The sequence below is a fragment of the Flexivirga aerilata genome, assembly GCF_013002715.1.
GTDB classification, from domain to species: domain Bacteria; phylum Actinomycetota; class Actinomycetes; order Actinomycetales; family Dermatophilaceae; genus Flexivirga; species Flexivirga aerilata.
In genome coordinates this window covers 1,574,218-1,600,142 of the sequence record NZ_JABENB010000001.1, presented here as the reverse complement: position 1 = coordinate 1,600,142, position 25,925 = coordinate 1,574,218, and the positions used below count along the sequence as shown (strand labels likewise).

The 25,925-nt window shown below is 69.7% G+C and carries 24 protein-coding genes; 12 read left to right on the top strand and 12 right to left on the bottom strand.

What is annotated here, in order from left to right:
* Positions 1-45: 45 nt before the first annotated feature.
* On the top strand, positions 46-966 hold the full coding sequence (locus HJ588_RS07660; RefSeq protein WP_171153652.1) for an esterase/lipase family protein: 921 nt from the start codon (positions 46-48) through the stop codon (positions 964-966).
* 97 nt (positions 967-1,063) lie between these two features.
* Here the strand turns inward: HJ588_RS07660 and HJ588_RS07655 are convergent, their stop codons facing one another.
* From HJ588_RS07655 to fdxA, 3 genes are all read right to left on the bottom strand, one after another.
* Positions 1,064-2,359, bottom strand: a complete 1,296-nt coding sequence (locus HJ588_RS07655) for a citrate synthase (protein ID WP_171153650.1) — start codon at positions 2,357-2,359, stop codon at positions 1,064-1,066.
* A gap of 99 nt (positions 2,360-2,458) precedes the next feature.
* Positions 2,459-3,574 carry a succinyldiaminopimelate transaminase gene (dapC, locus tag HJ588_RS07650; RefSeq protein WP_171153648.1) on the bottom strand — a complete coding sequence of 372 codons (1,116 nt, stop codon included), beginning with the start codon at positions 3,572-3,574 and terminating at the stop codon, positions 2,459-2,461.
* A gap of 6 nt (positions 3,575-3,580) precedes the next feature.
* Positions 3,581-3,904, bottom strand: coding sequence for a ferredoxin (gene fdxA, locus HJ588_RS07645; RefSeq protein ID WP_171153647.1), 324 nt, complete (start codon positions 3,902-3,904; stop codon positions 3,581-3,583).
* A gap of 87 nt (positions 3,905-3,991) precedes the next feature.
* Here fdxA and HJ588_RS19950 point away from each other — a divergent pair, with 87 nt between their 5' ends.
* Complete coding sequence (locus HJ588_RS19950) at positions 3,992-5,008, top strand: GNAT family N-acetyltransferase (protein ID WP_425483532.1); 1,017 nt, start codon at positions 3,992-3,994, stop codon at positions 5,006-5,008.
* 54 nt (positions 5,009-5,062) lie between these two features.
* Here HJ588_RS19950 and HJ588_RS07635 read toward each other — a convergent pair whose 3' ends face one another.
* From HJ588_RS07635 to HJ588_RS07605, 7 genes are all read right to left on the bottom strand, one after another.
* Positions 5,063-5,929: a hypothetical protein gene (locus HJ588_RS07635; RefSeq protein ID WP_171153645.1), complete on the bottom strand. Its 867-nt coding sequence runs from the start codon at positions 5,927-5,929 to the stop codon at positions 5,063-5,065.
* 307 nt (positions 5,930-6,236) lie between these two features.
* The gene (locus HJ588_RS07630; protein WP_171153644.1) at positions 6,237-7,970 is read right to left on the bottom strand and encodes a VanW family protein; all 1,734 of its coding nucleotides are present in this window, start codon (positions 7,968-7,970) and stop codon (positions 6,237-6,239) included.
* The gene (locus HJ588_RS07625; RefSeq protein ID WP_246241777.1) at positions 7,967-8,491 is read right to left on the bottom strand and encodes a flavin reductase family protein; all 525 of its coding nucleotides are present in this window, start codon (positions 8,489-8,491) and stop codon (positions 7,967-7,969) included. Before HJ588_RS07625 ends, HJ588_RS07630 begins: the two co-directional genes overlap by 4 nt.
* On the bottom strand, positions 8,488-9,354 hold the full coding sequence (locus HJ588_RS07620; RefSeq protein ID WP_171153643.1) for a PIG-L family deacetylase: 867 nt from the start codon (positions 9,352-9,354) through the stop codon (positions 8,488-8,490). The genes HJ588_RS07625 and HJ588_RS07620 overlap by 4 nt, the downstream gene beginning before the upstream one ends.
* Positions 9,355-9,362: 8 nt before the next feature.
* Positions 9,363-11,264 (bottom strand): translational GTPase TypA, encoded by a 1,902-nt coding sequence (typA, locus tag HJ588_RS07615; protein ID WP_171153641.1) that lies wholly within the window; start codon positions 11,262-11,264, stop codon positions 9,363-9,365.
* Positions 11,265-11,489: 225 nt separating this feature from the next.
* Positions 11,490-12,560: an S-adenosylmethionine:tRNA ribosyltransferase-isomerase gene (locus HJ588_RS07610; protein ID WP_171153639.1), complete on the bottom strand. Its 1,071-nt coding sequence runs from the start codon at positions 12,558-12,560 to the stop codon at positions 11,490-11,492.
* Positions 12,557-13,318 (bottom strand): SDR family NAD(P)-dependent oxidoreductase, encoded by a 762-nt coding sequence (locus tag HJ588_RS07605; protein ID WP_171153637.1) that lies wholly within the window; start codon positions 13,316-13,318, stop codon positions 12,557-12,559. Before HJ588_RS07605 ends, HJ588_RS07610 begins: the two co-directional genes overlap by 4 nt.
* 121 nt (positions 13,319-13,439) lie before the next feature.
* Between HJ588_RS07605 and soxR the strand changes: the two genes are divergently transcribed.
* The 6 genes from soxR to HJ588_RS07575 all read left to right on the top strand — a co-directional run bounded on the left by soxR (position 13,440) and on the right by HJ588_RS07575 (position 20,025).
* The gene (gene soxR / locus HJ588_RS07600) at positions 13,440-13,907 is read left to right on the top strand and encodes a redox-sensitive transcriptional activator SoxR (RefSeq protein WP_171153635.1); all 468 of its coding nucleotides are present in this window, start codon (positions 13,440-13,442) and stop codon (positions 13,905-13,907) included.
* A gap of 150 nt (positions 13,908-14,057) precedes the next feature.
* Positions 14,058-15,728, top strand: a complete 1,671-nt coding sequence (locus tag HJ588_RS07595; RefSeq protein WP_171153633.1) for an ABC transporter substrate-binding protein — start codon at positions 14,058-14,060, stop codon at positions 15,726-15,728.
* A gap of 82 nt (positions 15,729-15,810) precedes the next feature.
* Complete coding sequence (locus HJ588_RS07590) at positions 15,811-16,821, top strand: ABC transporter permease subunit (RefSeq protein WP_171153630.1); 1,011 nt, start codon at positions 15,811-15,813, stop codon at positions 16,819-16,821.
* A gap of 5 nt (positions 16,822-16,826) precedes the next feature.
* Positions 16,827-17,801 carry an ABC transporter permease gene (locus HJ588_RS07585; protein ID WP_212755331.1) on the top strand — a complete coding sequence of 325 codons (975 nt, stop codon included), beginning with the start codon at positions 16,827-16,829 and terminating at the stop codon, positions 17,799-17,801.
* Between the two features lie 8 nt (positions 17,802-17,809).
* On the top strand, positions 17,810-18,844 hold the full coding sequence (locus HJ588_RS07580; RefSeq protein ID WP_171153628.1) for an ABC transporter ATP-binding protein: 1,035 nt from the start codon (positions 17,810-17,812) through the stop codon (positions 18,842-18,844).
* Positions 18,841-20,025, top strand: a complete 1,185-nt coding sequence (locus HJ588_RS07575; protein WP_171153626.1) for an ABC transporter ATP-binding protein — start codon at positions 18,841-18,843, stop codon at positions 20,023-20,025. Before HJ588_RS07580 ends, HJ588_RS07575 begins: the two co-directional genes overlap by 4 nt.
* A gap of 151 nt (positions 20,026-20,176) precedes the next feature.
* On the opposite strand, the gene HJ588_RS07570 is transcribed toward HJ588_RS07575, so the two are convergent.
* Complete coding sequence (locus HJ588_RS07570) at positions 20,177-22,300, bottom strand: MMPL family transporter (RefSeq protein WP_212755329.1); 2,124 nt, start codon at positions 22,298-22,300, stop codon at positions 20,177-20,179.
* 222 nt (positions 22,301-22,522) lie between these two features.
* Between HJ588_RS07570 and HJ588_RS07565 the strand changes: the two genes are divergently transcribed.
* Both HJ588_RS07565 and HJ588_RS07560 read left to right on the top strand, forming a co-directional pair.
* The gene (locus HJ588_RS07565) at positions 22,523-23,752 is read left to right on the top strand and encodes a histidine kinase (RefSeq protein WP_171153624.1); all 1,230 of its coding nucleotides are present in this window, start codon (positions 22,523-22,525) and stop codon (positions 23,750-23,752) included.
* A complete protein-coding gene (locus tag HJ588_RS07560) occupies positions 23,740-24,384 on the top strand; it encodes a response regulator (RefSeq protein ID WP_171153622.1) in 645 nt (214 codons plus the stop codon). Before HJ588_RS07565 ends, HJ588_RS07560 begins: the two co-directional genes overlap by 13 nt.
* Positions 24,385-24,387: 3 nt before the next feature.
* Here the strand turns inward: HJ588_RS07560 and HJ588_RS07555 are convergent, their stop codons facing one another.
* The gene (locus tag HJ588_RS07555) at positions 24,388-24,819 is read right to left on the bottom strand and encodes an NUDIX domain-containing protein (protein WP_171153620.1); all 432 of its coding nucleotides are present in this window, start codon (positions 24,817-24,819) and stop codon (positions 24,388-24,390) included.
* A gap of 91 nt (positions 24,820-24,910) precedes the next feature.
* On the opposite strand from HJ588_RS07555, the gene HJ588_RS07550 reads away from it, so the two are divergent.
* Both HJ588_RS07550 and HJ588_RS07545 read left to right on the top strand, forming a co-directional pair.
* Complete coding sequence (locus HJ588_RS07550; protein WP_171153618.1) at positions 24,911-25,219, top strand: 4a-hydroxytetrahydrobiopterin dehydratase; 309 nt, start codon at positions 24,911-24,913, stop codon at positions 25,217-25,219.
* Complete coding sequence (locus HJ588_RS07545; RefSeq protein ID WP_171153615.1) at positions 25,216-25,923, top strand: VIT1/CCC1 transporter family protein; 708 nt, start codon at positions 25,216-25,218, stop codon at positions 25,921-25,923. The genes HJ588_RS07550 and HJ588_RS07545 overlap by 4 nt, the downstream gene beginning before the upstream one ends.
* Positions 25,924-25,925 lie beyond the last annotated feature (2 nt).

Genomic DNA, 25,925 nt, shown 5'->3' with positions numbered 1-25,925 from the left:
TAGCTAATCTGGGGTGACCTGCCTCACACCGACGAAGGGTCACCCATGCGCATCCCCCGCCCCCTCTCCGCCCTCGCCTGCACCGGCGCGGCGACCGCGCTCTTCGTCGCGGCGTCCGCCCCGGCGCAGGCCGCGCCGCTGCCGATCGGCGGGCTGCCCGAGGCCGGCGCCGGCTATGCCCTCCACCCCGGCACCGTCGCCGGCGCCAACGACTGGTCCTGCAAGCCGTCGGCCGCCCACCCCAACCCGGTCGTGCTGCTGCCCGGCACGTTCGCCAACATCGGCTCCAACTTCGTGGCGCTGTCCCCCATGCTGAAGAACGCCGGCTACTGCGTCTTCGCCACCAACTTCGGGATGACCTGGTTCTCGGGCGGTCGCATCGGCGGCATGAGGAGCGAGACCGACTCCGGCAACGAGGTGGCGGCGTTCATCGACCGGGTGCGCGCCACCACCGGAGCCGCCAAGGTCGACATCGTCGGCCACAGCCAGGGTGGGTCGATGGGCGTCAACTACCTCAAGCTGCACGGCGGCGGCAACGCGGTCGGCACCTACGTCGGATGGGGCCAGAGCTCGAACGGCACGACGCTCTCCGGGCTGACCACCCTCGGCAAGGCGTTCGGCACCCTGGGCTTTGTCAACCTCGGCATCCAGGCCTTCGGTGCACCGTCACTGGTCGATCAGCAGGTCGGCTCGGCATACAACACCAGGACGGGGGCGATCCCGCTGCCGCAGGGGCCGAAGTACGTCACCATCCAGTCCACCAAGGACGCGGTCGTCACGCCGTACGCCACCCAGTCGCTGCCCGGCGCGCAGAACATCGTGGTGCAGCAGCTCTGCCCGAGCGACCCCGTGGGCCACGTCGGGCTCTTCCTCGACCAGCCGACGCTGCAGCTGACGATGAACGCGCTCGGCGGCGGACCGGCCGGTTTCAAGCCGGCCTGCAGCGGTTACGGGCCGGCGCTCTGACCGATCCCGCTCGCATGCGAAAGGCCCCGATTCCCAAGGGAATCGGGGCCTTCACGTCATATGGTGTCGATCAGGTCGATCTGGTCGATCAGGTCGATCAGCGGTCGCCCATCGGGACGTACTTGCGCTCGGCCTCGCCGATGTAGACCTGACGCGGGCGGCCGATCTTGGTGGCCGGGTCCTCCATCATCTCGCGCCACTGGGCGATCCAGCCCGGGAGGCGACCGATGGCGAAGAGCACCGTGAACATCTCGGTGGGGAAGCCCATCGCCTTGTAGATGATGCCGGTGTAGAAGTCGACGTTGGGGTAGAGCTTGCGCGAGACGAAGTAGTCGTCGGAGAGCGCGATCTCCTCCAGGCGCATGGCCATGTCGAGCTTCGGGTCGTTGACGCCCATCTGCTTCAGCACGGCGTCGGCCGACTTCTTCACGATGGCGGCGCGCGGGTCGTAGTTCTTGTAGACCCGGTGCCCGAAGCCCATGAGCTTCACGCCGTCTTCCTTGTTCTTGACCTTCTCGACGAACTTGTCGACGTCACCGTCGAACTGGTTCTCGATCGTGTCGAGCATCTCCAGCACCGCCGAGTTGGCGCCGCCGTGCAGCGGACCGGAGAGGGCGTGGATGCCGGCCGAGATCGACGCGAACAGGTTGGCGTGGCCCGAGCCGACGAGGCGCACCGTCGAGGTCGAGCAGTTCTGCTCGTGGTCGGCATGCAGGATGAAGAGCTTGTCGAGGGCGTCGGCGACGACCGGGTCGACCTGGTAGTCCTCGGACGGGAAGCCGAAGGTCATCCGCAGGAAGTTCTCGACCAGACCCAGGCTGTTGTCCGGGTAGAGGGTCGGCTGGCCCTGGCTCTTCTTGTGCGCGTATGCCGCGATCGTCGGCAGCTTGGCGAGCAGGCGCACGGTGGACAGCTCGATCTGGTCCTTGTCGGTGATCGACAGGCTGTCCTGGTAGAAGGTGCCGAGCGCGGACACCGCCGCCGACAGCACCGACATCGGGTGCGCGTCGCGCGGGAACGCCGCCAGCAGGTCCTTGAGGTCCTCGTGCAGCATCGTGTGGCGCCGGATGCGCTCGGTGAAGTCCTCCAGCTGCTGCTTGTCCGGCAGCTCGCCGTAGATCAGCAGGTAGGAGACCTCGAGGAAGGTCGAGCCCTCGGCCAGCTGGTCGATCGGGTAGCCGCGGTAGCGCAGGATGCCCGCACCGCCGTCGATGTAGGTGATGGCGGACTCGCAGGACGCGGTGTTGACGAAACCCACGTCCAGGGTCGAGTTGCCGGTTTCCTTCAACAGGGCCGAGATGTCGTAGCCGTTGTTGCCTTCAGTCGCGGGGATCACCCCGAACTCGAGCGTCTTGTCACCCGTGGTGAAGGTGGCGGGCGCCTGGTCAGTCATGTGCTTTCCGTCCTTCGTGGTTACCGGCTCCGATGCCGGAGAAGTCAGCGCTTTCGACGTTACCGCAGAGTCACCTGCCCCTTCGGGGCGACCCCGGCGTCAAGAAACCAGTCTCTTTGACGCCGCGGCAATACGTTCGTCCGTTGCGGTGAGCGCTATGCGTACATGCTGCGCCCCCGCTGCTCCGTAGAAGTCGCCGGGGGCGGCAAGTATGCCGAGACGTGCCAGCCGGTTGACGCTCTCGCGGCACGAATTGCCTTCTGTCGCCCACAGATAGAGCCCCGCGTCGGAGTGGTCGATGCGCCAGCCGGCCTGCTCCAGGGCGCCCTTCAGCTGCGCGCGGCGCGCGGCATACAGCTGCTTCTGGGCGGCGACGTGCGCGTCGTCGCCGACCGCCGCCTTGATGACCCGCTGCACCGGCCACGGCACGATCATCCCGGCGTGCTTGCGGACCTGGACCAGTTGCCGCACCAGCTTCGGGTCGCCGGCCACGAACGCCGCGCGATAACCGGCCAGGTTGCTCTGCTTGGACAGCGAGTAGACCGCGAGCAGACCCTCGTGGGAGCCGCCCGTGACGCGCTCGTCGAGGATGCTCGGCGTCGTCGGGCCGTCGCCCTCCTGCCGCTCGCCTCGCCAGTCGAGCTCGGCGTAGCACTCGTCGCTGGCGACGATGACGCCCCGATCACGAGCCCAGGCAACGACTTTGGCGAGATGGTCCACCGGGAGCACCTGGCCGTGCGGGTTGGCGGGAGTATTGAGCCACAACAGTTTCGGCGCCGTCGGGCCGTATTGCAGCAGGCCGGCGGCGGGCGTCGGCGTGGCGCCGGCGATGCGGGCGCCCACGTCATACGTCGGGTAGGCGAGCTGCGGGAAGCCGACGCTCTCCCCCGGGCCGACGCCGAGCAGGGTCGGCAGCCAGGCCACGAGCTCCTTGCTGCCGATCGTCGGCATGACGCCGTCGGGGTCGACACCGGGCGCGTTGCGCCGCCGGGCGAACCAACTCGCGACCGCCTCGCGCAGGTCGGGGGTGCCCCACACCTGGGGGTAGCCCGGTGCATCGGCCGCACAGGCCAGCGCCTCCTGCAGGATCGCCGGGGTCGGATCGACGGGGGTGCCGACCGACAGGTCGACGATGCCGTCCGGATGCGCGGCGGCCTCCGCCTTCGCGCCGGCCAGTGAGTCCCAGGGGAAGTCGGGCAGGTCAGCGACCGGCACGCGAGGTCACTCTTGGTTCTGCGGGGGCAGATCGGCGATCAGCGGGTGGTCCTTGGCGATGACACCCATCTTCGCCGCGCCGCCCGGGCTGCCCAGGTCGTCGAAGAACTCCACGTTGGCCTTGTAGTAGTCGGCCCACTGCTCGGGGGTGTCGTCCTCGTAGTAGATCGCCTCGACCGGGCAGACCGGCTCGCAGGCGCCACAGTCGACGCACTCGTCGGGGTGGATGTAGAGGCTGCGTTCGCCCTCGTAGATGCAGTCGACCGGACATTCCTCGATGCACGCCTTGTCCTTCACATCGACGCACGGCTGTGCAATGACGTAGGTCATGACGAACGGTCCTCCTGCTTGCGGGTGGGCGAGCGGTTGCCGCCGGAGCGGGCCGCTTGCGTCGATATCGACGACTAGTATGCCGCCGTGCCGCCCGCGCCCTTCAGCCAGTCCGGCCCCGCGCAGCTACGCCCTGGTTCGCGGGTCGTCCTGCGGGTGCGACTGGCTGCGGACGACGTGCCGCCCGGCGGGCCGCACTTTACAGATGTAGTGGGCGAGGTCGCACACATCGCGGACGGAATGTTCGCTATTCGGACACGGCGGGGTGAGGTCTCCGTGCCGGCAGCCGACGTCGTGGCGGCCAAGGAGTTGCCGCCCGCGCCCGCCCGTCGCGGCCGGCCGCACCGTGCGATCGGCATCGCCGACCTCGAGCGGATGATGGCCGAAGGTATGCCGCCGCTCGCCGATGCGCGCGTCGGCGACTGGTGGTTGCGCTGGGCCAACGGCTACACCGGCCGCGCGAACTCGACTCTGCCGCTTGGCGATCCGCGTGCGCCGCTGGATCTCGCCGTGCAGCGGGTGCGGGACTGGTATGCCGCGCGCGAGGTGCCCGCACTGTTCCAGCTCTACGGGCCGGCCGGTTTCGACCCGGCGGACGACCCGCTCGGAGCGCTGCTCGTCGCGGACGGCTGGCAGATCTTCCAGCACACCCTGGTGATGACCGCCGACGCATCCCGGCTCGCGGCGAATCCGACTGGTGTCGTTGAGGTTTCGGTGACCGATGAGCCGGATGCGGACTGGTGGGCGACAGCTTCCCCGCGCGCGCTGGCCCACCGGGACACGCTGAGCGCGATGCTCCGGCTGGTGCCGGTCGGCGGGTATCTCACGTCATACGTCGACGGTGCGGGGGTTGGCCACGTGCGCACGGTGCACTCCGCGGGCTGGTGCGGCATCTTCGACCTGCACACCCGCGAGGACGTGCGCCGGCGCGGGGTCGCGAGCGCCCTCATGGCGGCGAGCGCGCGCGACGCGATCGACCACGGCTCGCGGCTGCTCTACCTGCAGGTGAGCGCCGACAACGAGCCCGCGATCGCGCTCTACCGGTCGCTCGGCTTCGAGGTCCACCACGACTACCACTACGCCCGCTCCCCCTCCCGCGACTGACGGCTCCCTCGGCGAGTGACGGCCTGTTTGAGGGGTCACTCGCCAAACGAGCCGTCACTCGCGCGGAAACGGCGTCCAATTTGATCTGCTGCTCGGACGCAGGCCCGCCGATCGCAGGATCCGGAACATTCCCTCACCGCCAAGGGCCTCCATCCAGCACCAGCGCGCGACGCCCACTCCGGTCCGACGAGCCCTGTCCTCGCGGGCCTTCTCCCTGAGCACGACGTCCTCGCTGGCTACGTCGCCCGCGTCGCCGGTCGCGCGATATTTGCGTTCGCCGTCGAACTCGCCGATCAGGCCGTCCCAACCGAAATCCGCTCGCCCGAACTCGCCCTGCGCGTCGATGAGCGCCACCTGCAGGTTCGGCTGCGGAAAGCCACCTTCGAACATGCGCGTCCTGCTGAGCGACTCGCCGACCGACTCCGATCTGGGATCGACGAGAAGTTGCAGGAGTTGGGCGCCGCGTCGGCCTCGGCCACCCCGAGGGACGCGGTCGACCTCAGCGTCGAGTTGGCGCAACGAACAGGCGCCTTCGCGGACCGCCCAGTCACCGGCAATCACCGCCCGTGCGAGGTTGCCGGCCCGCGCCAGGTCGACGACGGTCCGGGCGACGCCGGTCACCGGGATGCCGTTGATCATCGCCGGCTCCGGCAAGGACTCGACACGATGGCGCCGGATCAAAGTGCTCGACCCAGCCGCCTCGGCCGCCATGGTGACGTGCACCCGATCCGGCCATTTGCCGAGGATCGGCATGCCCCACAAGGCGGCCGAGGACAGATGCGACAAGGTTGGAACCTCGCCTCGCATGCGGCGAAGCGTTGCGAAGATCAGGGCCCGGTGGCGATCTGCGGAGTCGAGTTCGGCCCAGCGCTCCGCCGCAACGTAGTCACCGACCCGCACGCGTACCAGCCGGGACGGCATACGGAGCAGTTCGTACGGCGCATTGACGCCGGAGCGGTAGAGCTCGGCTGAGGTGAGCACCTCATCGGGCCGGATCTGGGATGTTGCCATCGCCGCATCGTGCAGCATCGGGCGACCGACCTGCCGTGCCTTATCCACAGGCAATCCGGCGGGCGCCGGAGACGCCCGCCAGCGACGCTCGTCGAGTGACGGTCGGTCTGCCGAGCGACGGCTGTTTCGAGCCGTCAGTCGCCGAGGGAGCCGTCACTCGCGGGTTTGGCGTGCGGGTGGGGCGTGCGGGTGGGGCGCGCGGGGCGAGTGGAGGGCGTCAGTTGCAGGTGACGCGCACGGCGGGGGCGTACTTGGTGGTGACGCTCTCGTTCTTGACCACTGTGCCGGAGCCGTCGGTGACCACGCGGGTGACGGTCACCTTGAAGCCCTCCTGCGGCGGCTGCGGGATGCACTTGTCGCCGGTGAGGTGCTTGGGCTCGCCGGGCTGCTGGATGTCGAACTTGTTGCCGGTCGTGGAGCTGACCGAGAAGACCTTGGTGCCGTAGAGCCGGATCACCGCGGCGTTGCCCTCGATGCCGGCCTCGATGCGCACCGGGTGGCCGGAGTCGTTGGTCCACTTGTTGTCGATCGTCGGGTCCCACATCGTCGCCTCGCGGCCCATCGGGTAGCGCGGGATCCAGAACGCGTGCGGGGTGTGCTCGACGAGCTTGAGCCCGGCGAAGAACGTGGCGTTGTAGAGCGTCGTCGACACCTGCGAGATGCCGCCGCCCATGCCGGGCACGTCGATGCCGCCCTGCAGCGTCGGCGCGTCGACGTAGCCGTTCTCCTTGGTGAACGGCCGCAGCGTGTCGAGCAGGGAGAAGGTCTCGCCGGGCGCGACGACGATGCCGTTGAGCCGGGACAGCCCGACCCGGATGTTGGCGGTGCGGGCGGCGTTTTCGGCGCCGGTCGGGAACGGCGAGACGAACTCCGACATCAGCTCGTTGCCGATCGTCACCTTCCTGAGGTCGGCCTCGGTCACCGCGGGCTTGGCCGGCTTGGTCGGCAGAGTCATCGTGCGGTTCGGCGCGGTGAGCGCGTCGATGAGCAGCCCGCCGGCGTTGCCGGTCTCGACGACAGTCCCGTCCTTACCGGGTATGACGGAGGTCTGCCCGTCCTTGACGGTCAGCTTGGCGTTGACCGGCGAGGTGACCAGCCCCGCCGTGCGGCTGTCGAGGAACTCCTTGAGCATGCCCTGGTCGACCTTGGGCTGCAGGGACGTGCCGTCGAAGCTGGTGCTGAGCAGGTCGGAGACCTCCTTGGGCTGCAGCTTGGCGGACTTGTCGCCGACGGCAACCGTGACCGGCGCCGACATCGCCGGGTCGGCGAAGGACTTGACGTAGCGGTCGATCTCGCCGTCGGTGAGCGCCGGCGGCTGCTCGGAGATGTCCGCCGGGTAGCTGGTGCGGCCGGGCCAGCCGTCCGCGATGTCCTTGGCCACGGCGCCCGCGTCGACGCCCTTGCCCGGGGTGGACGGAGTCGTGACGACCTTGCCGCCGAGGAACTTCACCGAGCCGTTGACCGGTGAGCCCTTGATGACGGCTCCGGCCTGCGCCACCGCCTGCTGCAGCGCGCCCTGGTCGATCGTGGTCGGCAGGTTGCGGTGCGGTCCCCCACCGGTGAGGTGCTGCCACACCACCCGGGGGTTGAGCGAGAAGCCGGTCAGCCCGTCGAGCCCGCGCGAGGTGTCGATCGAGATGCCGGAGCTCGCCGGGGTGATCGTGAGGTCGCGCCCGACCGCCGTGATCGTGATCGGCTTGTCGAGCTGCGCCCGGGTCGACGCCCGCAGCTTGGCGGTCGCGTCGGCCTCGTCGAGGCCGCCGATCTTGACGCCGCCCACTGTCGTGCCGTCGGGCACGGTGCCGGACTGCGACGCCGCCAGTGCGACGTAGCCGCCCGCCAGCAGGACGATCGGCCCGCCGATCCACAGCGCGCGGCGCAGGGCGCGCCGTTTGCCGGGCTTCTTGCCGTCGGCCACGACTTCCCCCGCCTGCGCCTCGTCGATCGTCAACGTTGTACCCCAAATGCTCCCCGGTAGTAGACCAGGGCGTCACCTGGCCGTTCATTGATCGACAACGAGCGTACGTCGCCGATCAGCAGCGAATGATCTCCCGCGCCGACCGTGTCGAAGGTGTGACATTCGAGGGTGCCGAGTGCGTCGTCGAGGAGGGCCACCCCGGTCGCCGGCCCGTGGTGGTGCGGGATGCGGTCGAGCTGACCGTGCAGCGGGCGGCCGCGGGTCGCGAGCCAGGTGGCGGTCGCCCGGGCGGATTCGGGCAGGATGCTGATGCCCCAGACCTGCGACTCCAGCACCGCGTCGTGGAAGCGCGCCTCCTTCTCGACGCTCAGCACGACCAGCAGCGGCTCCAGCGACACCGACATGACGGCGTTGGCGGTCATCGCGTGGTCGAGGCCGCCCGCCTTGGTCGTCACGACCGTCACGCCGGTGACCAGCCGGCCCATCACCTGCCGGAAGGCGTCGGGATCGACCGGCTCGGGCTGTTGCAGTGGTTGTTCGGGTTGTTCGGTCATCCTGCCAAGCCTGTATGACGCAGGTCGCGCGCCGACGGGGTCCCCTCTGCCACCCCACCGGTCGCCGGGTCCAGCCGCACGAACGCCTCGCGTGCGGCGAGGCGGGTCGCGACGTCGTTGGACAGCGTGTAGTAGCCGTCGAAGACGCTCACCTGGGTGCGGTGCTGCTCCAGCGCGGCCACCTGCGCGGGCAGCGCACGCTCGTCGACCACGGTGTGCGTGACGACCTCGTCGTCGACGACGCTCGGCAGGAACGCATCGTCCTCCGGCGGCACGACGACACCCGGGCGGTCGACGTGACCGGCGAGCCACCGACGGTCTTCGGTCGCCCAACTGCGAGGAGTGACAACGGCATACAGCGCCGGCTGCCGCTCGATGGAGGCCACCGCCAGCCGGGTCGCGTCGTGCGTGCGGATGTGGTCGGGGTGGCCGTAGCCGCCGTGCGCGTCGTAGGTGACGACCACGTCGGCGTCCAGCTGCCGCAGGTGGCCAGCGATGGCGGCCGCCACCTCGTCCACCGAGGCGCCGGTGAAGGCCCGCGGGTGCGCGGCCGACGGGGTGCCCGCCATGCCGGAGTCGCGGTAGCCGCCATCGGCCAGCACCGTCACCGAGCTGACCCCGAGCGCCTTGGTGGCGCCGGCGAGTTCGTCGCGGCGCACCGCAGCGAGCGGGTCGGCGATGTCGGCCGGGCGGGCCTCGCCGTCCGGCAGCTGCAGGTGCCGGAGCTCGGGCGGGATGACCTCACCCTCCTCGCCGAGGGTTGCGGTGAGCACGTGCACGTCGTCCCCGCGGGCCGCGTGGTGGGCGATCGCGAGCCCGGTCCACAGCGACTCGTCGTCCGGGTGCGCGTGCACGAAAACCATTCGCATAGTTAGCTTTTCGCGGAGCTCCGGGCGCGAGCGGCGGCACGGGCGCGTTCACCGGCGTTGAGCACGACCTTGCGGATGCGCACGTCGTCCGGGGTCACCTCGACGCATTCGTCCTCGCGGCAGAACTCCAGGCTCTGCTCGAGCGACAGCTTGCGCGGCGGGAAGATCTTCTCGAAGTTGTCCGCGCTCGAGGCGCGCACGTTGGTGAGCTTCTTCTCCTTGGTGATGTTGACGTCCATGTCGTCGGCGCGGGAGTTTTCCCCGACGATCATGCCCTCGTAGACCTCGGTGGTCGGCTCGACGAAGAGCGTGCCGCGCTCCTGCAGGTTGACCATCGCGTAGGAGGTGACCGCGCCGGAGCGGTCGGCGACCAGCGAACCGGACTGCCGGGTGACGATCGGGCCGAACCAGGGCTCGTAGCCGGAGAAGACGTGGTGGGCGATGCCGGTGCCACGGGTCTCGGTCAGGAACTCGGTGCGGAAGCCGATCAGGCCACGGGACGGGACGACGAATTCCATGCGGACCCAACCGGTGCCGTGGTTGGTCATCTGCTCCATGCGGCCCTTGCGGGCGGCGAGGATCTGGGTGATCGTGCCGAGGTGCTCCTCGGGGGTGTCGATCGTCAGGTGCTCGACCGGCTCCTGCAGCTTGCCGTCGACCTCCTTGGTGACGACCTGCGGCTTGCCGACGGTCAGCTCGTAACCCTCGCGGCGCATCTGCTCGACCAGGATCGCGAGCGCGAGCTCACCACGACCCTGCACCTCCCACGCGTCGGGGCGCTCGGTGGGCAGCACGCGCAGCGACACGTTGCCGATCAGCTCGCGGTCGAGCCGGTCCTTGACCAGGCGCGCGGTGACCTTCGACCCGCGGACCTTGCCGGCCATCGGCGAGGTGTTGGTGCCGATCGTCATCGAGATCGCCGGCTCGTCGACCGTGATGAGCGGCAACGGGATCGGGTTGTCCGGGTCGGCAAGGGTCTCGCCGATGGTGATCTCGGGGATGCCCGCGACGGCGATGATGTCGCCGGGGCCGGCGGAGTCGGCGGGCTGACGCTCCAGGCCCTCGGTCATCAGCAGCTCGGTGATCTTCACCGATCGCTGGGAGCCGTCGTGGCGGCACCAGGTGACCTGCTGGTTCTTCTTGATCTCGCCGTTGTGCACGCGCAGCAGCGCGAGCCGGCCGAGGAAGTTGCTGGAGTCGAGGTTGGTGACGTGCGCCTGGAGCGGGGCCTGGTCGTCATACGTCGGCGCCGGGATGGTCTCCAGGATGGTCTTGAAGAGCGGCTCCAGGTCGTTGCCGTCGGGCAGGCCGCCGTTGGCCGGGCGGGTCGTGGAGGCGACACCGGCCTTCGCCGAGGCGTAGACCACCGGGAAGTCCAGCTGGTCGGCATCGGCGTCGGCGTCGTCGAGCAGATCCATGAACAGCTCGTAGGTCTCCTCCTCGACCTCCTCGATGCGGGAGTCGGGGCGGTCGACCTTGTTGATGCAGAGGATCACCGGCATCTTGGCCGCGAGCGCCTTGCGCAGCACGAAACGGGTCTGCGGCAGCGGGCCCTCGCTGGCGTCGACGAGCAGCACGACACCGTCGACCATCGACAGACCGCGCTCCACCTCGCCGCCGAAGTCGGCGTGGCCGGGGGTGTCGATGATGTTGATGGTCACCGGCTTGCCGTCGGCGGACGGCCCGTCGTAGGAGATCGCGGTGTTCTTGGCGAGGATCGTGATGCCCTTCTCGCGCTCGAGGTCACCGGAGTCCATGACTCGCTCGCCGGTGGTCTCGACGGTCTGCCGCTCCCCGAAGGAGCCGGTCTGCCAGAGCATCTTGTCGACGAGGGTCGTCTTGCCGTGGTCGACGTGGGCAACGATCGCGACGTTACGCACGTCACTACGGGACTTCAAAGACATGCGACCTATTTTCGCAGGGTTTTGGAGCGCGCATGACCACGACGTCCCGACGCGCGGAATCGAGCCATCACAGCAGCAACGCCGCGAGATGACAGCCGGGACCGGCGCAGCGCAGCAAGCCGGTCCCGACGCGCGGAATCGAGCCATCACAGCAGCAGCGCAGCGAGATGACAGCCGGGACCGGCGCAGCGCAGCAAGCCGGTCCCGATGCGCGGAATCGAGCCATCAGAGTAGGAGCGCAGCGTCGCCGAACTCGTGCCAGCGGTAGCCGTGGGCGACCGCCGCGTCATACGCCGCCTGGGTGAGGACGGGGCCGGCGACCGCCTCCACGAGCAGCAGGTGCGAGGCCTGCGGGTCGTGCCAGCCGGTGATCAGGCCGTCGACGACGCGCGGCGGGTCGTCGGGGGTAACCACCCGCTCGGTCCATCCGTATGCCGGGCCGACCCGTCCATCGGTGGTGACCGCCGACTCCAGCGCGCGCGTGACGGTGGTGCCGACCGCGACGACGCGGCCGCCGGCGGCGCGGGTCGCGTTGACCTGACGCGCGGTCGCCTCCGGCACCTCGAAGCGTTCGGCCTGCGGCCCCTCTCCCGCTTCCTGGGAGGACACTCCGGTGTGCAGGGTGATCGGCGCGACCCCGACGCCTGCGGCGACCAGCCGGGTGACGACCTCGGGCGTGAACGGCCTTGCCGCCGAAGGCATTTCGGCACTTCCGGGCACGGTGCTGAAGACCGTCTGGTAGGCCGACAGCGGGTAGCGCCGGTCGAGGTAGCCGTAGCTGATGGGCCGTCCCGCGACCCGCAGGTGAGCGGCCAGGTCGCCGTCGACCTCGGCCTGCCAGAGGCGATTGCCCGTGCCGGTCGGCGAGGAGTCGAACGGGTATGGCGCACGCAGCGTGAGCACGAGCGCGCCCGTCTCGAGATGGTCGCCGGGTCGCGCGTCGAGCACGGCGCGGGCGGCGTCCGGCGCCGAACGCAACTCCACCACCCACGTGCCGTCGTCGAGCGGCGTCGCGACGTGCAGCACGACCGGCCCGCTCCCGGCGACGCGGGCGTCGACCTGACCGGCGATCGTCGCGGAGTTGTTGACCACCACCAGATCCCCCGCGCTGAGGTGGTCGGGCAGGTCGCGGAAGCGCACGTGGTCGATGCCGTCGCGGGTGCCGACCAGCAGCCGCACCTCGTCCCGGGCCAGGCCGCGCTCCTCGGCGGGTGCCGGAGCTGTCTGCTCCTCGGGCGCCGGGAAGCGGGTGGCCGGGCCGGTGCGCAGCGTCCTCGTGGGTCCACCGGTCCTCATGCGCGCACCCCGACGGTCTCGTCGGCCACGGCGCCGGCGGCACCGGCGGCACCGGCGGCACTGGCGGGACCGTCGGCCGGCAGCTCCGTGGCCCGGTATCTGCCGGACGGCGGCCGGGTCGTCCACAGCGACCGCAGCCGCGGCACAACCTCCTGCGGCAGCGGCCGGTCGGAGATGTCCTCCCCCGGGAAGGCCGCCTGGTGCATCGCGGTGCGCATATCGCCCGGGTCGACAGCGTAGGCGTGCAGCGCGGGGTTCTCGGCCGCGAAGGTGAGCGTGATGTGGTCCAGTCCGGCCTTGGAGGCGCCGTAGAGGCCCCAGCCCTCGTAGTGCTCGACGGCGGCGTCGGAGGAGATGGAGAGCAGGACGCCGTCGCTGGCGAGCAGGGTGGGCAGCAGGTCCGCGGTCAGGATCAGCGGCGCGCCGATGTTGGTGCGCCAGACGTCCTGCAGGTCCGCGACCGTGACCGTGCCGAGTGCGGGCAGCGGGGTCGGACCGAGCGTGCTGGCGTTGTGCACCAGCAGATCGAGCCGGCCCTGCCGCCGGACGGCACCGAGCAGCGAGGCCTTGTGTGCCGCGTCGGTGACGTCTCCCGGCACCACCTCGACACCGTGCAGACCGCGGGTGGCGTCATACAGCTGCTGGGCGTGGCGGGCGTCGGTGATGACGTGCCAGCCGTCCCCGCTGAGGGCCCGCACGAGCTCGAGACCGAGCCCCGAGGAGCCACCCGTGACGAGTGCGACCTTGTTGTCAGCCATTGCGTTTCCTTGCCTCGACGAAGATGATGTAGGCATCCTTCAAGTTGCAGTTAACTTGAAGTCAAGACCTGAATTTCGGTGATTCACAGAGAAATCGCAGAGGAACGGCAGAGGAACCGCAATGGACAAGCACGACTCGCTCACCGTCGGCGCCGTCGCGGAGCGCAGCGGCTTCGCGGCGTCGGCGCTGCGCTACTACGAGGCGCAGGGGCTGATCTCGGCCGAGCGCAACCCGGGCGGCCAGCGGCGCTTCGAGCGCAGTGTGCTGCGCCGGCTGGCCTTCATCCGCGCGGCGTCCAACGTCGGCCTCACCCTGGAGGAGATCCGCACCGAGCTCGACATGCTGCCCGGCGGCCGCACCCCGACCAAGGCCGACTGGCAGCGGATCACCGGGCACTGGCGCGGCCGGCTGGACGAGCAGATCACGGCGCTGGAGAAGCTGCGCGACGGACTCGACTCGTGCATCGGCTGCGGCTGCCTCTCCCTGCAGCGGTGCTCGATCTCCAACCCCGGCGACGTCGCCGGGGGCGCGGAGCCCGGGGCGGCGTTCCTGCCGACACTGCTCCGCCGGCCGCAGCCGCCGCGCTGACGCGCCATACGCCGCACGCCGGGGTGTCGAGCCTCCGAGGTCAGCCAGATGATCTCGAGATGATCAAGGTAAACCGGCAACCAGCCGTGCAGGGCCTGTGAGCTGGGTAACATCGCACGACATTTGTTCCCGGCCCGAAAGGTCACCCCCATGGCCGTCACCAAACCCGCGGCTGCGGTTGCGCTGGTCGCCGCTTCGGCGCTCACCCTCAGCGCCTGCGCCAGTTCCAAGCGCAGCGACAGCAACGCGTCGGGAGGCGCGAAAGGCAACACCAACGCCACGCTGAACTTCGGCGCTGCGGGAGCACCCGGCACGCTCGACCCCTTCTACGCCAGCGACGGCGAGACCTTCCGGGTCAGCCGGCAGATGTTCCAGGGCCTGACCGGGTTCAAGCCGGGCACCGCCGAGGTCGCACCTGCCCTCGCCACCAGCTGGACCCCGTCCAGTGACGGCAAGACCTGGACCTTCAAGCTGAAGACCGGCGTGAAATTCCACGACGGCACGCCGTTCAACGCCGACGCCGTCTGCAAGAACTTCAAGCGCATGGACAGCCAGAACGCCGCCGGCCAGCAGGCATCGGAGTATTGGCTGACCAACATGGGCGGCTACAACGGCGCCAAGGGCGAGCTCTACCAGGGCTGCACCGCCAAGGACGCCTCGACCGTCGAGATCAAGATCGCCCGGCCGACCTCGAAATTCCCTGCCCTGCTGGGCCTTCCGGCGTTCTCGATGCAGTCGCCCACCGCGCTCGACAAGTACAAGGCCAACGACATCAAGGCGCAGGGCGAGGGCTTCGTCTACCCCGCATACGCCAACGCCCACCCGGTCGGCACCGGCCCGATGAAGTTCCAGGCCTACGACAAGACCAACAAGACCGTCACCCTGGTGCGCAACGACGACTACGCCGGCGACGAGAAGCCGACGATCGCCAAGCTCGTCTTCCAGATCATCCCGGACGAGACCGCCCGCAAGCAGGCGCTGTCCGCGGGCACCATCGACGGTTACGACCTGCCGAACCCGGTCGACTGGCCGGCGCTGAAGAAGGACGACAACCTCGAGATCCGCCCGGCGTTCAACATCCTCTACCTGGGCCTGAACTCCAAGGTCGACCCCAACCTGAAGGACCTCAAGGTCCGCCAGGCGCTCTACTACGCGATCAACCGCGACCAGCTGGTGAAGTCGCTGCTGCCGTCCGGTGCCAGCGTCGCGACCCAGTTCATGCCGAAGACCGTTGCGGGCTATAACGATTCGCTGCAGCCCTACAAGTACGACCCGGCCAAGGCCAAGCAGCTGCTGTCCGAGGCGGGCAAGTCCGGTATGTCGATCACCCTCTGGTATCCGACCGAGGTCAGCCGCCCCTACATGCCGGCGCCCGACAAGATCTTCAACGCGATCAAGGCCAACTGGGAAGCGGTCGGCATCAAGGTCACCCCGAAGCCGCTGCCGTGGGCCGGCGGTTACGTCACCCAGACCCAGAACGGCAAGGCCTCGGCATACCTGATGGGTTGGACCGGTGACTACGACACCCCGGACAACTTCCTCGGCAGCTTCTTCTCCGACCCGAAGGGTCAGATGACCGTGGGCGCCTACCCGTGGGGCGCGACGTTCGTGAAGGACCTCTCCGACGCAGACTCCATCGTGGACGAGTCCGCGCGGGCGGCGAAGTACGAGACGATCAACAAGCAGGTCATGGAGCAGTACCTGCCGGGCCTGCCGATCTCGAGCTCCCCGCCGGCGATCGTCTTCTCCAAGAAGGTGAGCGGCGTGACGCCGAGCCCGCTCACCGACGAGCACCTGTGGACCGCCAAGGTCGACAAGTAGTCGCCTGACCGCCACCCGCCGGTGTCGCGGCGCTCGCCGCGGCACCGACGGCCGGTCCTCTTCCAGGTAGGAGCCACCCTTCGTGCTGCGCTACATCCTGCGGCGACTCTTGCAGGCCGTGCTGGTCCTGTTCGTCCTGTCGCTGCTCCTCTTCGCCTGGCTGCGCTCGCTGCCCGGCGGCCCCGTCGACGCGATGCTCGGCGAGCGGGCCACCCCCGAGAACCGTGCCGCCATGCGCAAGACGCTCGGCCTCGACGACCCGATCCCGGTGCAATATCTGCGCTTCGTGGACAACGCGATCCACGGCAACTTCGGCACCTCGACCGGGGTGCAGTCCGGCACCGACGCGTTCAGCCTCTTCTGGCAGCGGCTTCCCGCGACCGTCGAGCTGTCGGTGTTCGCGATCATCATCGCGCTGGCCACCGCGATCCCCCTCGGCTACTTCGCCGCCAAGCGGCACGGCGGGCTGCTCGACACGGGGTCGGTGGTGCTGTCGCTGATCGGCGTCGCCGTGCCGGTCTTCTTCCTCGGTTTCGTGCTGAAGTACTTCTTCTCGATCGAGTGGCACCTGCTGCCGCCGACGGGCCGGCAGAGCCCCGACCTCAACGCGACGCGGGTGACCAACTTCTACGTGCTCGACGGGTTGCTGACTCGCGAGTTCGACGCCTCGTGGGATGCGATCAAGCACCTCATCCTGCCCGCGATCGCGCTGGCGACGATCCCGTTCGCGATCATCTTCCGCATCACCCGCGCGTCCGTGCTCGACGTGCTCAATGAGGACTATGTGCGCACTGCAGAGGCAAAAGGCTTGTCCCGCAGAGTGATTCGCGGCCGCCACGTGCTGCGCAACGCCATGCTCCCAGTCGTCACCACGATCGGCCTGCAGGTCGGCGGCCTGCTCACCGGCGCCGTGCTCACCGAGACGGTGTTCGCCTTCCCCGGCCTCGGTGACGCCCTCGCCACCGCGTTCACCACCCGCGACTACCCGGTGCTGCAAGTGCTGATCCTCATGGCCGCCCTCGGATATGTGATCGTCAACCTGCTGGTCGACCTTGCGTATGCCGTCATCGACCCCCGCGTTCGGACGAGGTGAGCGCGATGAACCCCATGCAACGCAAGAAGGACCGCATCGACGCGCTCGCGCAGCAGGCCGCGGGCGTCTCGGCCGACGTGCCGGACGCCGGCAAGGTCGCCGACACCGGCGGCGTCAGCCTGATCGCGAGCGCCTGGCGCCGGTTGCGGCGCAACCCGGTCTTCCTGATCGGTCTCACCGTGACCGTGCTGTTCGTGCTGATCGCGATCTTCGCCCCGCTGCTCGCCCCGCACAACGGGCACACCGGCTACCTGCTGAGCCAGGTCACCCCGGACGACCCGGTGCCGGGCGGGCAGGACGGCTTCCCGCTCGGGGCGGACGGTCAGACCGGGCGCGACCTGCTGTCCCGGCTGATCCTCGGCTCGCGCCAGACGCTGATCGTCGGCGTCTGCGCGACGCTCGCCGGCCTCGCCGGCGGCATCGTGCTCGGCACGCTCGCGGGCGCGTTCGGCGGCTGGGTCGACACCGTCGTCATGCGACTGGTGGACGTGATGCTCTCGCTGCCGTCGCTGCTGCTCGCGATCTCGGTCGCGACTCTCTTCGGCCGGCCGTCGCAGTGGACCCTGATCGTCGCGATCAGCGTCGTGCAGGTGCCGATCTTCGCCCGGCTGCTGCGCGGCTCGATGCTCGCCCAGCGGGCGAGCGACCACGTGCTCGCGGCTCGCGCCCTCGGGGTGAAGCGCGGGCCGATCACCTTCCGGCACATGCTGCCCAACTCGCTGGGGCCGGTGCTCGTGCAGGCCACCCTGGTGCTGGCGACGTCGATCATCGACGCCGCCGCGCTGAGCTTCCTCGGGCTCGGCAACCCCGACGACTCCTCACCGGAATGGGGCCAGATGCTCGGCAAGGCGCAGGACTACTTCGACGTCGCACCGCGACTGGCCTTCTGGCCGGCCGCCTGCATCGTCGTCGTCGCGTTCGGCTTCACACTGATGGGTGAGTCGCTGCGTGAGGCCCTCGATCCCAAGAGCCGGAGGTGACCCGCGCGATGACTGCTGCGGCATACGAACCGGAGGTGGGGGGTGACTCCCTGCTCTCCGTGCGCGACCTGGTCGTCGAGTTCGGCGGCAAGGGCCGGCCGACGTTCCGGGCGGTCGATGGTGTCTCGTTCGACGTCAAACCGGGCCAAACCATAGGCCTGGTGGGCGAATCCGGCTGTGGCAAGTCGGTCACCTCGCTCGCGATCATGGGTCTGCTGCCGGCGCGCGGCAACAAGGTCGCCGGCTCCGCGACGTTCGACGGGACCGACCTGCTCACCCTCGACCAGCGCGAACTGAGCGACCGGCGCGGCCGGGACATCGCGATGATCTTCCAGGACCCGCTGTCGTCGCTGAACCCCGTCGTGCCGATCGGCGTGCAGGTCGCCGAGGTCATGCAACGGCACCAGGGGCTGAAGAAGGCTCAGGCGATGCAGGAGTCGCGCATCCTGCTCGACCGGGTCGGCATCCCCGACCCGGCCCGGCGGCTGAAGGAATATCCGCACCAGCTCTCCGGCGGCATGCGGCAGCGCGCGCTGATCGCGATGGCGCTGGCCTGCAAGCCGCGGCTGCTCATCGCCGACGAACCGACGACAGCACTGGACGTCACCATCCAGGCGCAGATCCTGGAGGTGCTGCGCGAGCTCGTGGTCGACTCCGGCACGTCGCTGATCATGATCACCCACGACCTCGGCGTCGTCGCCGGACTGTGTGACGAGGTCAACGTCATGTATGCCGGGCGCATCGTCGAAAGTGCTTCTCGCCACGAGATTTTCGCCCACCCGGAGCATCCCTACACGCACGGCCTGCTGGGGTCGATCCCTCGGCTGGACGGTTCGCGTGAGGGGGCGCTGCACGCCATACCCGGGTCGGTGGCGGACAACATCCCGTGGACCGCCGGTTGCGCGTTCGCGCCGCGCTGCACGCAAGCGACGGAGATCTGCCGCGACCAGTCACCGGTGCTCGAGCAGGACCCGACTGGCACACCCGGGCACACGCTGCGCTGCCATCACCCGATCCTCCCCGGAACGGACCCCCAGTCATGAGTGAACAGACGTCGATCCTCGACAAGAAGACCACCGGAGACCGCGCCGACGTGCTGCTCGACGCGCAGGACGTCAAGGTGCACTTCCCGATCAAGCGCGGTGTGGTCTTCGACCGCACGGTCGGTTACGTCTATGCCGTCGACGGCATGTCGCTGCAGATCAACCGCGGCGAGACCTACGGCCTGGTCGGCGAATCCGGTTGCGGCAAGTCGACATTCGGACGCGCTCTCCTGCGGCTCGAGGAGCCGACTGCGGGCGCGGTCACCTTCGACGGCACCGACCTGTCCAGCCTTAAGGGCGAGACCCTGCGCAAGCAACGGCGCAACATGCAGATGGTCTTCCAGGACCCGCTGTCGAGCCTGGACCCCCGGCAGACCGTGGAGGCCCTGCTGCTGGAGGGGATGCGGGCGCACGGCCTGACCAAGGACAAGGCGGCCGCGCACGCCCGCCTGCGCGAACTGCTCGCTGCCGTAGGCCTTCCCGAGGCGGCGTTGAAGAAGTATCCGCACGAGTTCTCCGGCGGCCAGCGGCAGCGCATCGGCATCGCCCGCGCGCTGTCGGTCGATCCGCAACTGATCGTCGCCGACGAGCCGGTGAGTGCACTCGACGTCTCGGTGCAGGCCCAGGTGATCAACCTGCTGGAGGACGTGCAGGAGCAGTTCGGTCTCACCTACCTGGTGATCGCGCACGACCTGGCCGTCGTACGCCACATCAGCGACCGGGTGGGCGTGATGTATCTCGGCGCACTGGTGGAGGAGGCCGACGCGGACGACCTCTACGCGATCCCGCTGCACCCCTACACGCGGGCGCTGATGTCGGCCGTGCCGATCCCCGACCCGCAGGTCGAGGACCGGCGCGAGCGCATCATCCTGGCGGGCGATCTCCCCTCCCCCGCGGCGCCGCCGAGCGGGTGCCGCTTCCACACCCGGTGCCCGTGGCGTCAGGACACCCGGTGCGACACCGACCGGCCCGAGTTGCGCGAGGTGCGCATCGAGGGCGTGCCGGCGAGCCACCGGGTGGCCTGTCACTTCGCCGAGCAGATCGCCTCGGGCGAACTCCAGCCGCACAGCGTCGCACCGACCGCCGTCGACCCCGACGCCGACCAGCCCCGTCCCGATGTCATCGAGGACGGGGCGCCCGGGGCCGATCCCTACCCGGACGCGCGACCGCCCGGCGTCTGACCGTCCGGCGGTACGGCGGGCACCCCACCGAGAGGCACACCTACGCCCCGAGGGGCACAAGAAGTCTGGCTGATTTCTTGTGCCCCTCGTTCCGTGTGTGGGCCTCTCGGTCAGGTGGGGGTGGTGGCGGGCGGGCGTCAGCGGGTGGGCGTCAGCGGGTGGGCGTCAGCGGGGGCGGCGCCGGCGTCACCTGGTGCTGCTCCGCGGTGGGCGTCGAGCGGGCCGGCCACCAGGCGGTGCGTCCGAGCAGCGCGAGCGCCGACGGCAGCACGATCAGCCGGACCACGGTCGCATCCAGGGCGATCGCGACGGACAGGCCGACGCCCATCTCCTTCATCTCGATCATCGACAGCGTGGCGAAGAGCGCGAAGACGGAGATCATCACCACCGCGGCGCTGGTCACCACCCCGGCAGTCTCCTGCACGCCCTGACGGACCGCGAGCCGAGGCGGGATGCCCGCCCTGACATGTTCACGCACCCTGCTCAGCACGAAGACGTGGTAGTCCATCGACAGTCCCATCAGCACCACGAAGAGGAAGATGGGGATCCACGAGATGATGCCCCCGGTGGAGTTGAAGTGCAGCAGCGACTGCGCCCAATCATGTTGGAAGACAAGCGTGATCACGCCGAAGGCCGCACCGAGCGAGAGCAGGTTGAGTGCGGTGGTGAGCAGCGCGATCAGCACGCTGCGGAAGGTCACCGCCATCATCACCAGCGTCAGCCCGAGCACGAAGACCAGCACTCTCGGCAGGCCCGCGGACTGCTGCTCCATCTGGTCGTAGCTGCTCGCCACGCCGCCGCCGACCGCCCACTCCCGGTCAGGTATGGCGCGGGGCAGCACGTCGGACCGCAACTGCTGCACGGCGTCACCCGCGGCGAAGGAGCCCTCGGCCGCCGTGCTGCCGAGGGTGAGCACGAGGGTCCGGCCGTCCGCGGACTGCCGTGTCGCGTCCGCGACCCGCTTCCAGTGACCGGTCGAAACCGCCTTGCCCTCAACGACTTTGGCCCTCTGGCGCAAGGCGGCCGCGTCGTCGCCGCGCAGCACGACCTCTGCGGTGGGCCCGTCGCCCGGGTAGCTCCTGCTGATCTGCTGCATCGCCTGGACCGCGGGCAGGTCCTGCGGCAGCGATTCGAGGCTGCTCGTCTGCAGCTTCATGCCCACCGCCGGGGCGGCGAGACCCACCAGCACGACAACGCCGGCCACCAGCGCGACGACCGGCCGGCGCATCGCCGGACCGAGCAGCCTCCGGCTGATCGCGCCCGGCTGCATGCGGGCCGAAACGCGCCACAGCAAAGGGATTCGCGGTCGATCGACCGTGTGACCGAGCAGCGAGAGGAGTGCCGGCAACACCGTGAGCGACCCGAAGACCGCGATCACGACCACGAGGAGCGCGCCGGTGGCGAGTGAGTTGAAGGTGGCGTCGCCGACGACATACAGGCCGACCATGCTCACCGCGACCGCGAAGCCGGAGACCACGATCGAGTGACCCGAGGTGGCCGCCGCGATCTCGACGGCGTCGATGGTGCCGCGCCCGCGCTGGCGCTCCTGGCGCTCCCGCTTGAGGTAGAACAGCGAGTAGTCGACGCCGACCGCCATGCCGATCAGCAGGATCATGCTGGTGACCGTGGGCTCCATCGGCACGATCAGCGAGATCGGCCCCATCAGCCCCATCGTGGCGAAGACGCTGGTGATCGCGAGGAGCACCGGGATGCCGGCCGCGATGAGGGCGGCGAAGACCAGCAGCATCAGCGCCAGCGTGATCGGCAGGCTGATCGTCTCGGCCGCACCGAGGTCGCCGGCGACCCGGTCGTTGATCGCCGTGTTGAGCGAGGTGTCGCCGGTCTGCACGAAGCGCAGGCCCGGCGCGCGTTCCTGTGCCTGCGTGACGGCCTTCTCGAGACCCGAGATGTCCGGTGTGGCGTCGTCGGCGACCTGCTTCATGGTTGCCGCGACGAGGACCGACGTGCGGTCCGGTGCGACGACCGGCGGCGCCACCGCGCGCACGTGGGGGTCGCGGGCGAGCCGCGCGCCCAGGGCGTCGGCGGCCGAGCGGGCCGCGCCGGTCACCGGGCCGCCGGCGGCGTCGGTGACGACGACGTATTCGCTGTCCGGCGCGCGCAGCCCGGCTTCGTCGATCCAGCGGGCGGCGGTGCCCGACTGCCCGGTGCGGTAGTCGGCGTCGGTGGTCGTTTTCATCGAGATGCCGGCGCCCAGGGCGACGGCTGCCACGACGAGCAGCATCCACACCCCGAGCGACCGCCAGGGGTGCCGCACGCTCCATCGTGCGATATTCAGTGTGATACCAGACCTTTTCACGCCTGGTCCCTCCCTCGAGGTCGGATGGTCGCCGGCGGATCCGCCGGCACCGACCAGACTTCGGCAGACGACTGGCGATGTCAGTGTCGTGAGCACCCCGATCGATGGTGGGCTTAACCCCACCATCGACGTGGGCCTTGCCCGCCGGACTCGGCGCACGATGTCGGGAAGGATGGCAGCGTGAACCACATCGCCGGCCGCCCCCTGATCGTGCTCGCGCACTGGGTGTCGATCCTGCTCTCGGTGCCGACGCTCCTCTTCTGCGCGCTGACGGTCGTCGGCATCGTCGCCGCCCCGATCGGCATCGGGATCGTGCTGTTGCTCGCGACCGTCCCTGCCCTCCAACTCGTCGCGAGCGGCCAACGTGCACTCGCGCGTGTGGTGCTGCGGGAGCCGGTCGTGCAGGAATACGCCGACGCCAAGGGGCTGCGCCCGGTCGCGCGGGTGCGGCGCTGGGCGACCGACCCGACCCGGTGGCGCGACCTGCTCTGGGGGCTCTACTCGGTGAGCATCGGACACTTCCTGTCGATGCTCAGCCTCAGCCTGCTGATCTACCCGCTCTGGTCGATCGTGTGGTTCTTCCTCTGGCTCGGCATGCCGGACGTCTTCGGCACGCCGTTCGGGGTGCTCCACATCCACACCACCGGCCAGGCGCTGCTCTTCACCGCGGTCAACGTCGTGGTCAGCTCCGTTCTCTGGTGGTATGCCGCAAAACCCCTGGCACGCTGGCGATTCGGCGTCGACAGCTACCTGCTCGGCCCCTCCCGCCAGGTCCGCCTGCAACGCCGGGTGGACGAAGTGACGATCTCGCGCGCCCGGGGTGCGGACGCCGCCGCGGCGGAGCTGCGCCGCATCGAGCGTGACCTGCACGACGGCGCGCAGGCCCGGCTGGTCGCGCTCGGCATGAACCTCGGCCTCGCCGCGGAGCTCGTCGACGGCGACCCCGAGGGCGCCCGGCAGCTCCTGCTCGAGGCCCGCGACAACGCGGGGGACGCGCTGCAGGACATCCGCTCGGTGGTGCGAGGCATCCACCCGCCGGTGCTCGCCGACCGAGGGGTGGTCGACGCCATCCGGGCCCTCGCCGTCGATCTGCCGGTCGACTTCGAGCTGCAGCTGGAGGCGCCCCCGCTGCCGGCGCCGACGGAGTCGGCGGTCTATTTCAGCGTCGCCGAGTGCCTGGCCAACATCGGCAAGCACTCCCGCGCGAGCGCCGCCTGGGTCACCATGCACCCGCGAAACGGGTTGCTGCACATCGAGATCGGCGACAACGGTGTGGGCGGTGCTGCGCCGGAGGGCAGCGGGCTGCGGGGCGTCGCCTCGCGCCTGGCGGTCTTCGACGGCACGATGTCGGTGTCGAGTCCGGTCGGCGGCCCGACCATCGTCAACCTGGAGGTGCCGTGCGTGCGGTGATCGGCGAGGATCACGCGCTGTTGCGCGACGGGCTGGAGCGCATCCTGCGCGCCCACCAGATCGAGGTGGTCGCCTCGGTGGACAACGCGCCGTCGCTGACTCGCGCTCTGCGTGAGGAGCGGCCCGACGTGGCGGTCGTCGACGTGCGCATGCCCCCGACGCTGACCGACGAGGGCCTGCGCGTGGCGATCGAGGCGCGTCGCGAGCGGCCCGGACTGCCGGTCGTCGTCCTCTCGCAATATGTCGAACAGCTTTATGCCCGAGAGCTGCTCGAGGACGGCGACGGCGGCGTCGGTTACCTGCTGAAGGACCGCGTCTCCGACGTCGGCGCCTTCGTCAGCGCGGTGCGCCAGGTCGCCGGGGGAGGCACCGTGCTCGACCCGGATGTCGTGCGCAACCTGCTGGCCCGCCGCACCGAGGGCAGCCCGGTCGACCGGCTCACCGAGCGCGAGCGCGAGGTCCTCGGGCTCATGGCGGAGGGGCGCTCGAACGCCGCGATCGCGGCTGCCCTCTTCGTCACCGAGAAGGCGATCAGCAAGCACACCAACGCGATCTTCACCAAGCTCGACCTGCCGGTCTCCGCCGACGACAACCGCCGCGTGCTGGCGGTGCTCGCCTACCTCAGCGCCTGAGCGTCATCCCGTGCACCGGAACGCGGCCTCCAGCCGTTGCACGATCGGCAGGTCGTCGGTGAGCCACGCCACGTCATACAGCTCATCGGGCGTGAGCCAGCGGATCGCCTGATGCTCGGGGCCGAACTCCGGTGTGCCGTCGATGATTTCGGCCCACCACACCTGCATCGCGTATGACGCTCCGAGCGGCCACGCGGCACCGGCCGCGGTGAGTGGACCGGGCACCTGGTCGCCGAGCCGCACCCGCACGTCGAGCTCCTCCTGCACCTCCCGGTGCAGCGCGTCGATCGGCCCTTCGCCGGGTTCGACCTTGCCACCGGGCAGCTCCCACCCACCGGCGAGCGACGATGGCTCGGCGCGCTGCGCGGCGAGCAGCCGGGTCGGCCGGCGGAGGTCGTCGACGATCGCTGCGCCGACCACGGCACGTCTGGTCACGACCGTCAGCCTCGCACACGCGCCGCGAGGAGTCGGTGCGGCAAGCCTCGCCTTCGTGGACAGCGGGCCCGGCGAGGGTCACTCTCTCCTCATGAGCCGCTTGCTGACCGACGAGGAGATCGAGCGACAGTTGCGTGACCTGCCGGGCTGGTCGCGTGCCGGTGACACGCTCCGATCGTCATATGACACAACGACATTCCCCGGCGTGGTCGACCTCATCTCGCGGGTCGCGGACGACGCGGAGCAGATGAACCATCACCCCGACTTCGCCGTCTCCTACACTCACATCGACTGGACCCTGTCGACGCACAGCGAGCACGGCATCACCCAGCTCGACATCGAGCTCGCGCACCGCATCGCCGAGGCGGCGGCGCAGGTCGGTGCCGAGGTGACCCGGTGACCGCGGCCCATGCCGGGGAGCCACACGACGATGCGCTCTCCGGCCGGCTCAACTGGCTGCGCGCCGGCGTGCTCGGCGCCAACGACGGCGTCGTGAGCGTCGCCGGCATCGTGGCCGGCGTCGCGGGCGCGACCACCGATCGCAACAGCATCGCGATCGCCGGCATCGCCGGCCTCGTCGCCGGCGCATTGTCAATGGCCGCAGGCGAATACGTCTCGGTCAGCACTCAGCGCGACAGCGAGCGGGCGATGCTGCGCAAGGAGAAGTACGAGCTGCGCGAGCTGCCCGAGGAAGAACTCGACGAGCTCACCGAGATCTACCAGGCCAAGGGCCTCGACAGGGACCTCGCGCGCCAGGTCGCGGTGCAGCTGACCGCGCACGACGCGCTCGGCGCGCACGCCGAGGCGGAGCTCGGGATCGACCCCGACGAACTCACCAACCCGTGGGAGGCGGCCGGAGCGTCGTTCCTGTCGTTCACGCTCGGCGCGCTCATCCCGCTGGTCGCGATCCTGCTGCCCTCCCCCAGCCTGCGGGTGCCGATCTGCTTCGCCGCCGTCATCGTGGCGCTGATCGTCACCGGCGCGGTGAGCGCACGGCTCGGCCAGGCCCCGAGCCGGCCGGCGATCATCCGCAACGTGCTCGGCGGGGTGGTCGCGATGGCCATCACGTATGGCGTGGGTCATCTCGTCGGCCGCGCCGTCTGAGC

What these genes read in the sequence shown, in the direction of transcription:
- HJ588_RS07605 (WP_171153637.1), bottom strand. Translation starts at nt 13,318, where the DNA reads ATGGCTGACAACAAGGTCGCACTCGTCACGGGTGGCTCCTCGGGGCTC.
- HJ588_RS07655 (WP_171153650.1), bottom strand. Translation starts at nt 2,359, where the DNA reads ATGACTGACCAGGCGCCCGCCACCTTCACCACGGGTGACAAGACGCTC.
- HJ588_RS07625 (WP_246241777.1), bottom strand. Translation starts at nt 8,491, where the DNA reads ATGACCGAACAACCCGAACAACCACTGCAACAGCCCGAGCCGGTCGAT.
- soxR (WP_171153635.1), top strand. Translation starts at nt 13,440, where the DNA reads ATGGACAAGCACGACTCGCTCACCGTCGGCGCCGTCGCGGAGCGCAGC.
- HJ588_RS07585 (WP_212755331.1), top strand. Translation starts at nt 16,827, where the DNA reads ATGAACCCCATGCAACGCAAGAAGGACCGCATCGACGCGCTCGCGCAG.
- HJ588_RS07580 (WP_171153628.1), top strand. Translation starts at nt 17,810, where the DNA reads ATGACTGCTGCGGCATACGAACCGGAGGTGGGGGGTGACTCCCTGCTC.
- HJ588_RS07610 (WP_171153639.1), bottom strand. Translation starts at nt 12,560, where the DNA reads ATGAGGACCGGTGGACCCACGAGGACGCTGCGCACCGGCCCGGCCACC.
- HJ588_RS07635 (WP_171153645.1), bottom strand. Translation starts at nt 5,929, where the DNA reads ATGCCGTCCCGGCTGGTACGCGTGCGGGTCGGTGACTACGTTGCGGCG.
- HJ588_RS07660 (WP_171153652.1), top strand. Translation starts at nt 46, where the DNA reads ATGCGCATCCCCCGCCCCCTCTCCGCCCTCGCCTGCACCGGCGCGGCG.
- HJ588_RS07620 (WP_171153643.1), bottom strand. Translation starts at nt 9,354, where the DNA reads ATGGTTTTCGTGCACGCGCACCCGGACGACGAGTCGCTGTGGACCGGG.
- typA (WP_171153641.1), bottom strand. Translation starts at nt 11,264, where the DNA reads ATGTCTTTGAAGTCCCGTAGTGACGTGCGTAACGTCGCGATCGTTGCC.
- fdxA (WP_171153647.1), bottom strand. Translation starts at nt 3,904, where the DNA reads ATGACCTACGTCATTGCACAGCCGTGCGTCGATGTGAAGGACAAGGCG.
- HJ588_RS07595 (WP_171153633.1), top strand. Translation starts at nt 14,058, where the DNA reads ATGGCCGTCACCAAACCCGCGGCTGCGGTTGCGCTGGTCGCCGCTTCG.
- HJ588_RS07550 (WP_171153618.1), top strand. Translation starts at nt 24,911, where the DNA reads ATGAGCCGCTTGCTGACCGACGAGGAGATCGAGCGACAGTTGCGTGAC.
- HJ588_RS07575 (WP_171153626.1), top strand. Translation starts at nt 18,841, where the DNA reads ATGAGTGAACAGACGTCGATCCTCGACAAGAAGACCACCGGAGACCGC.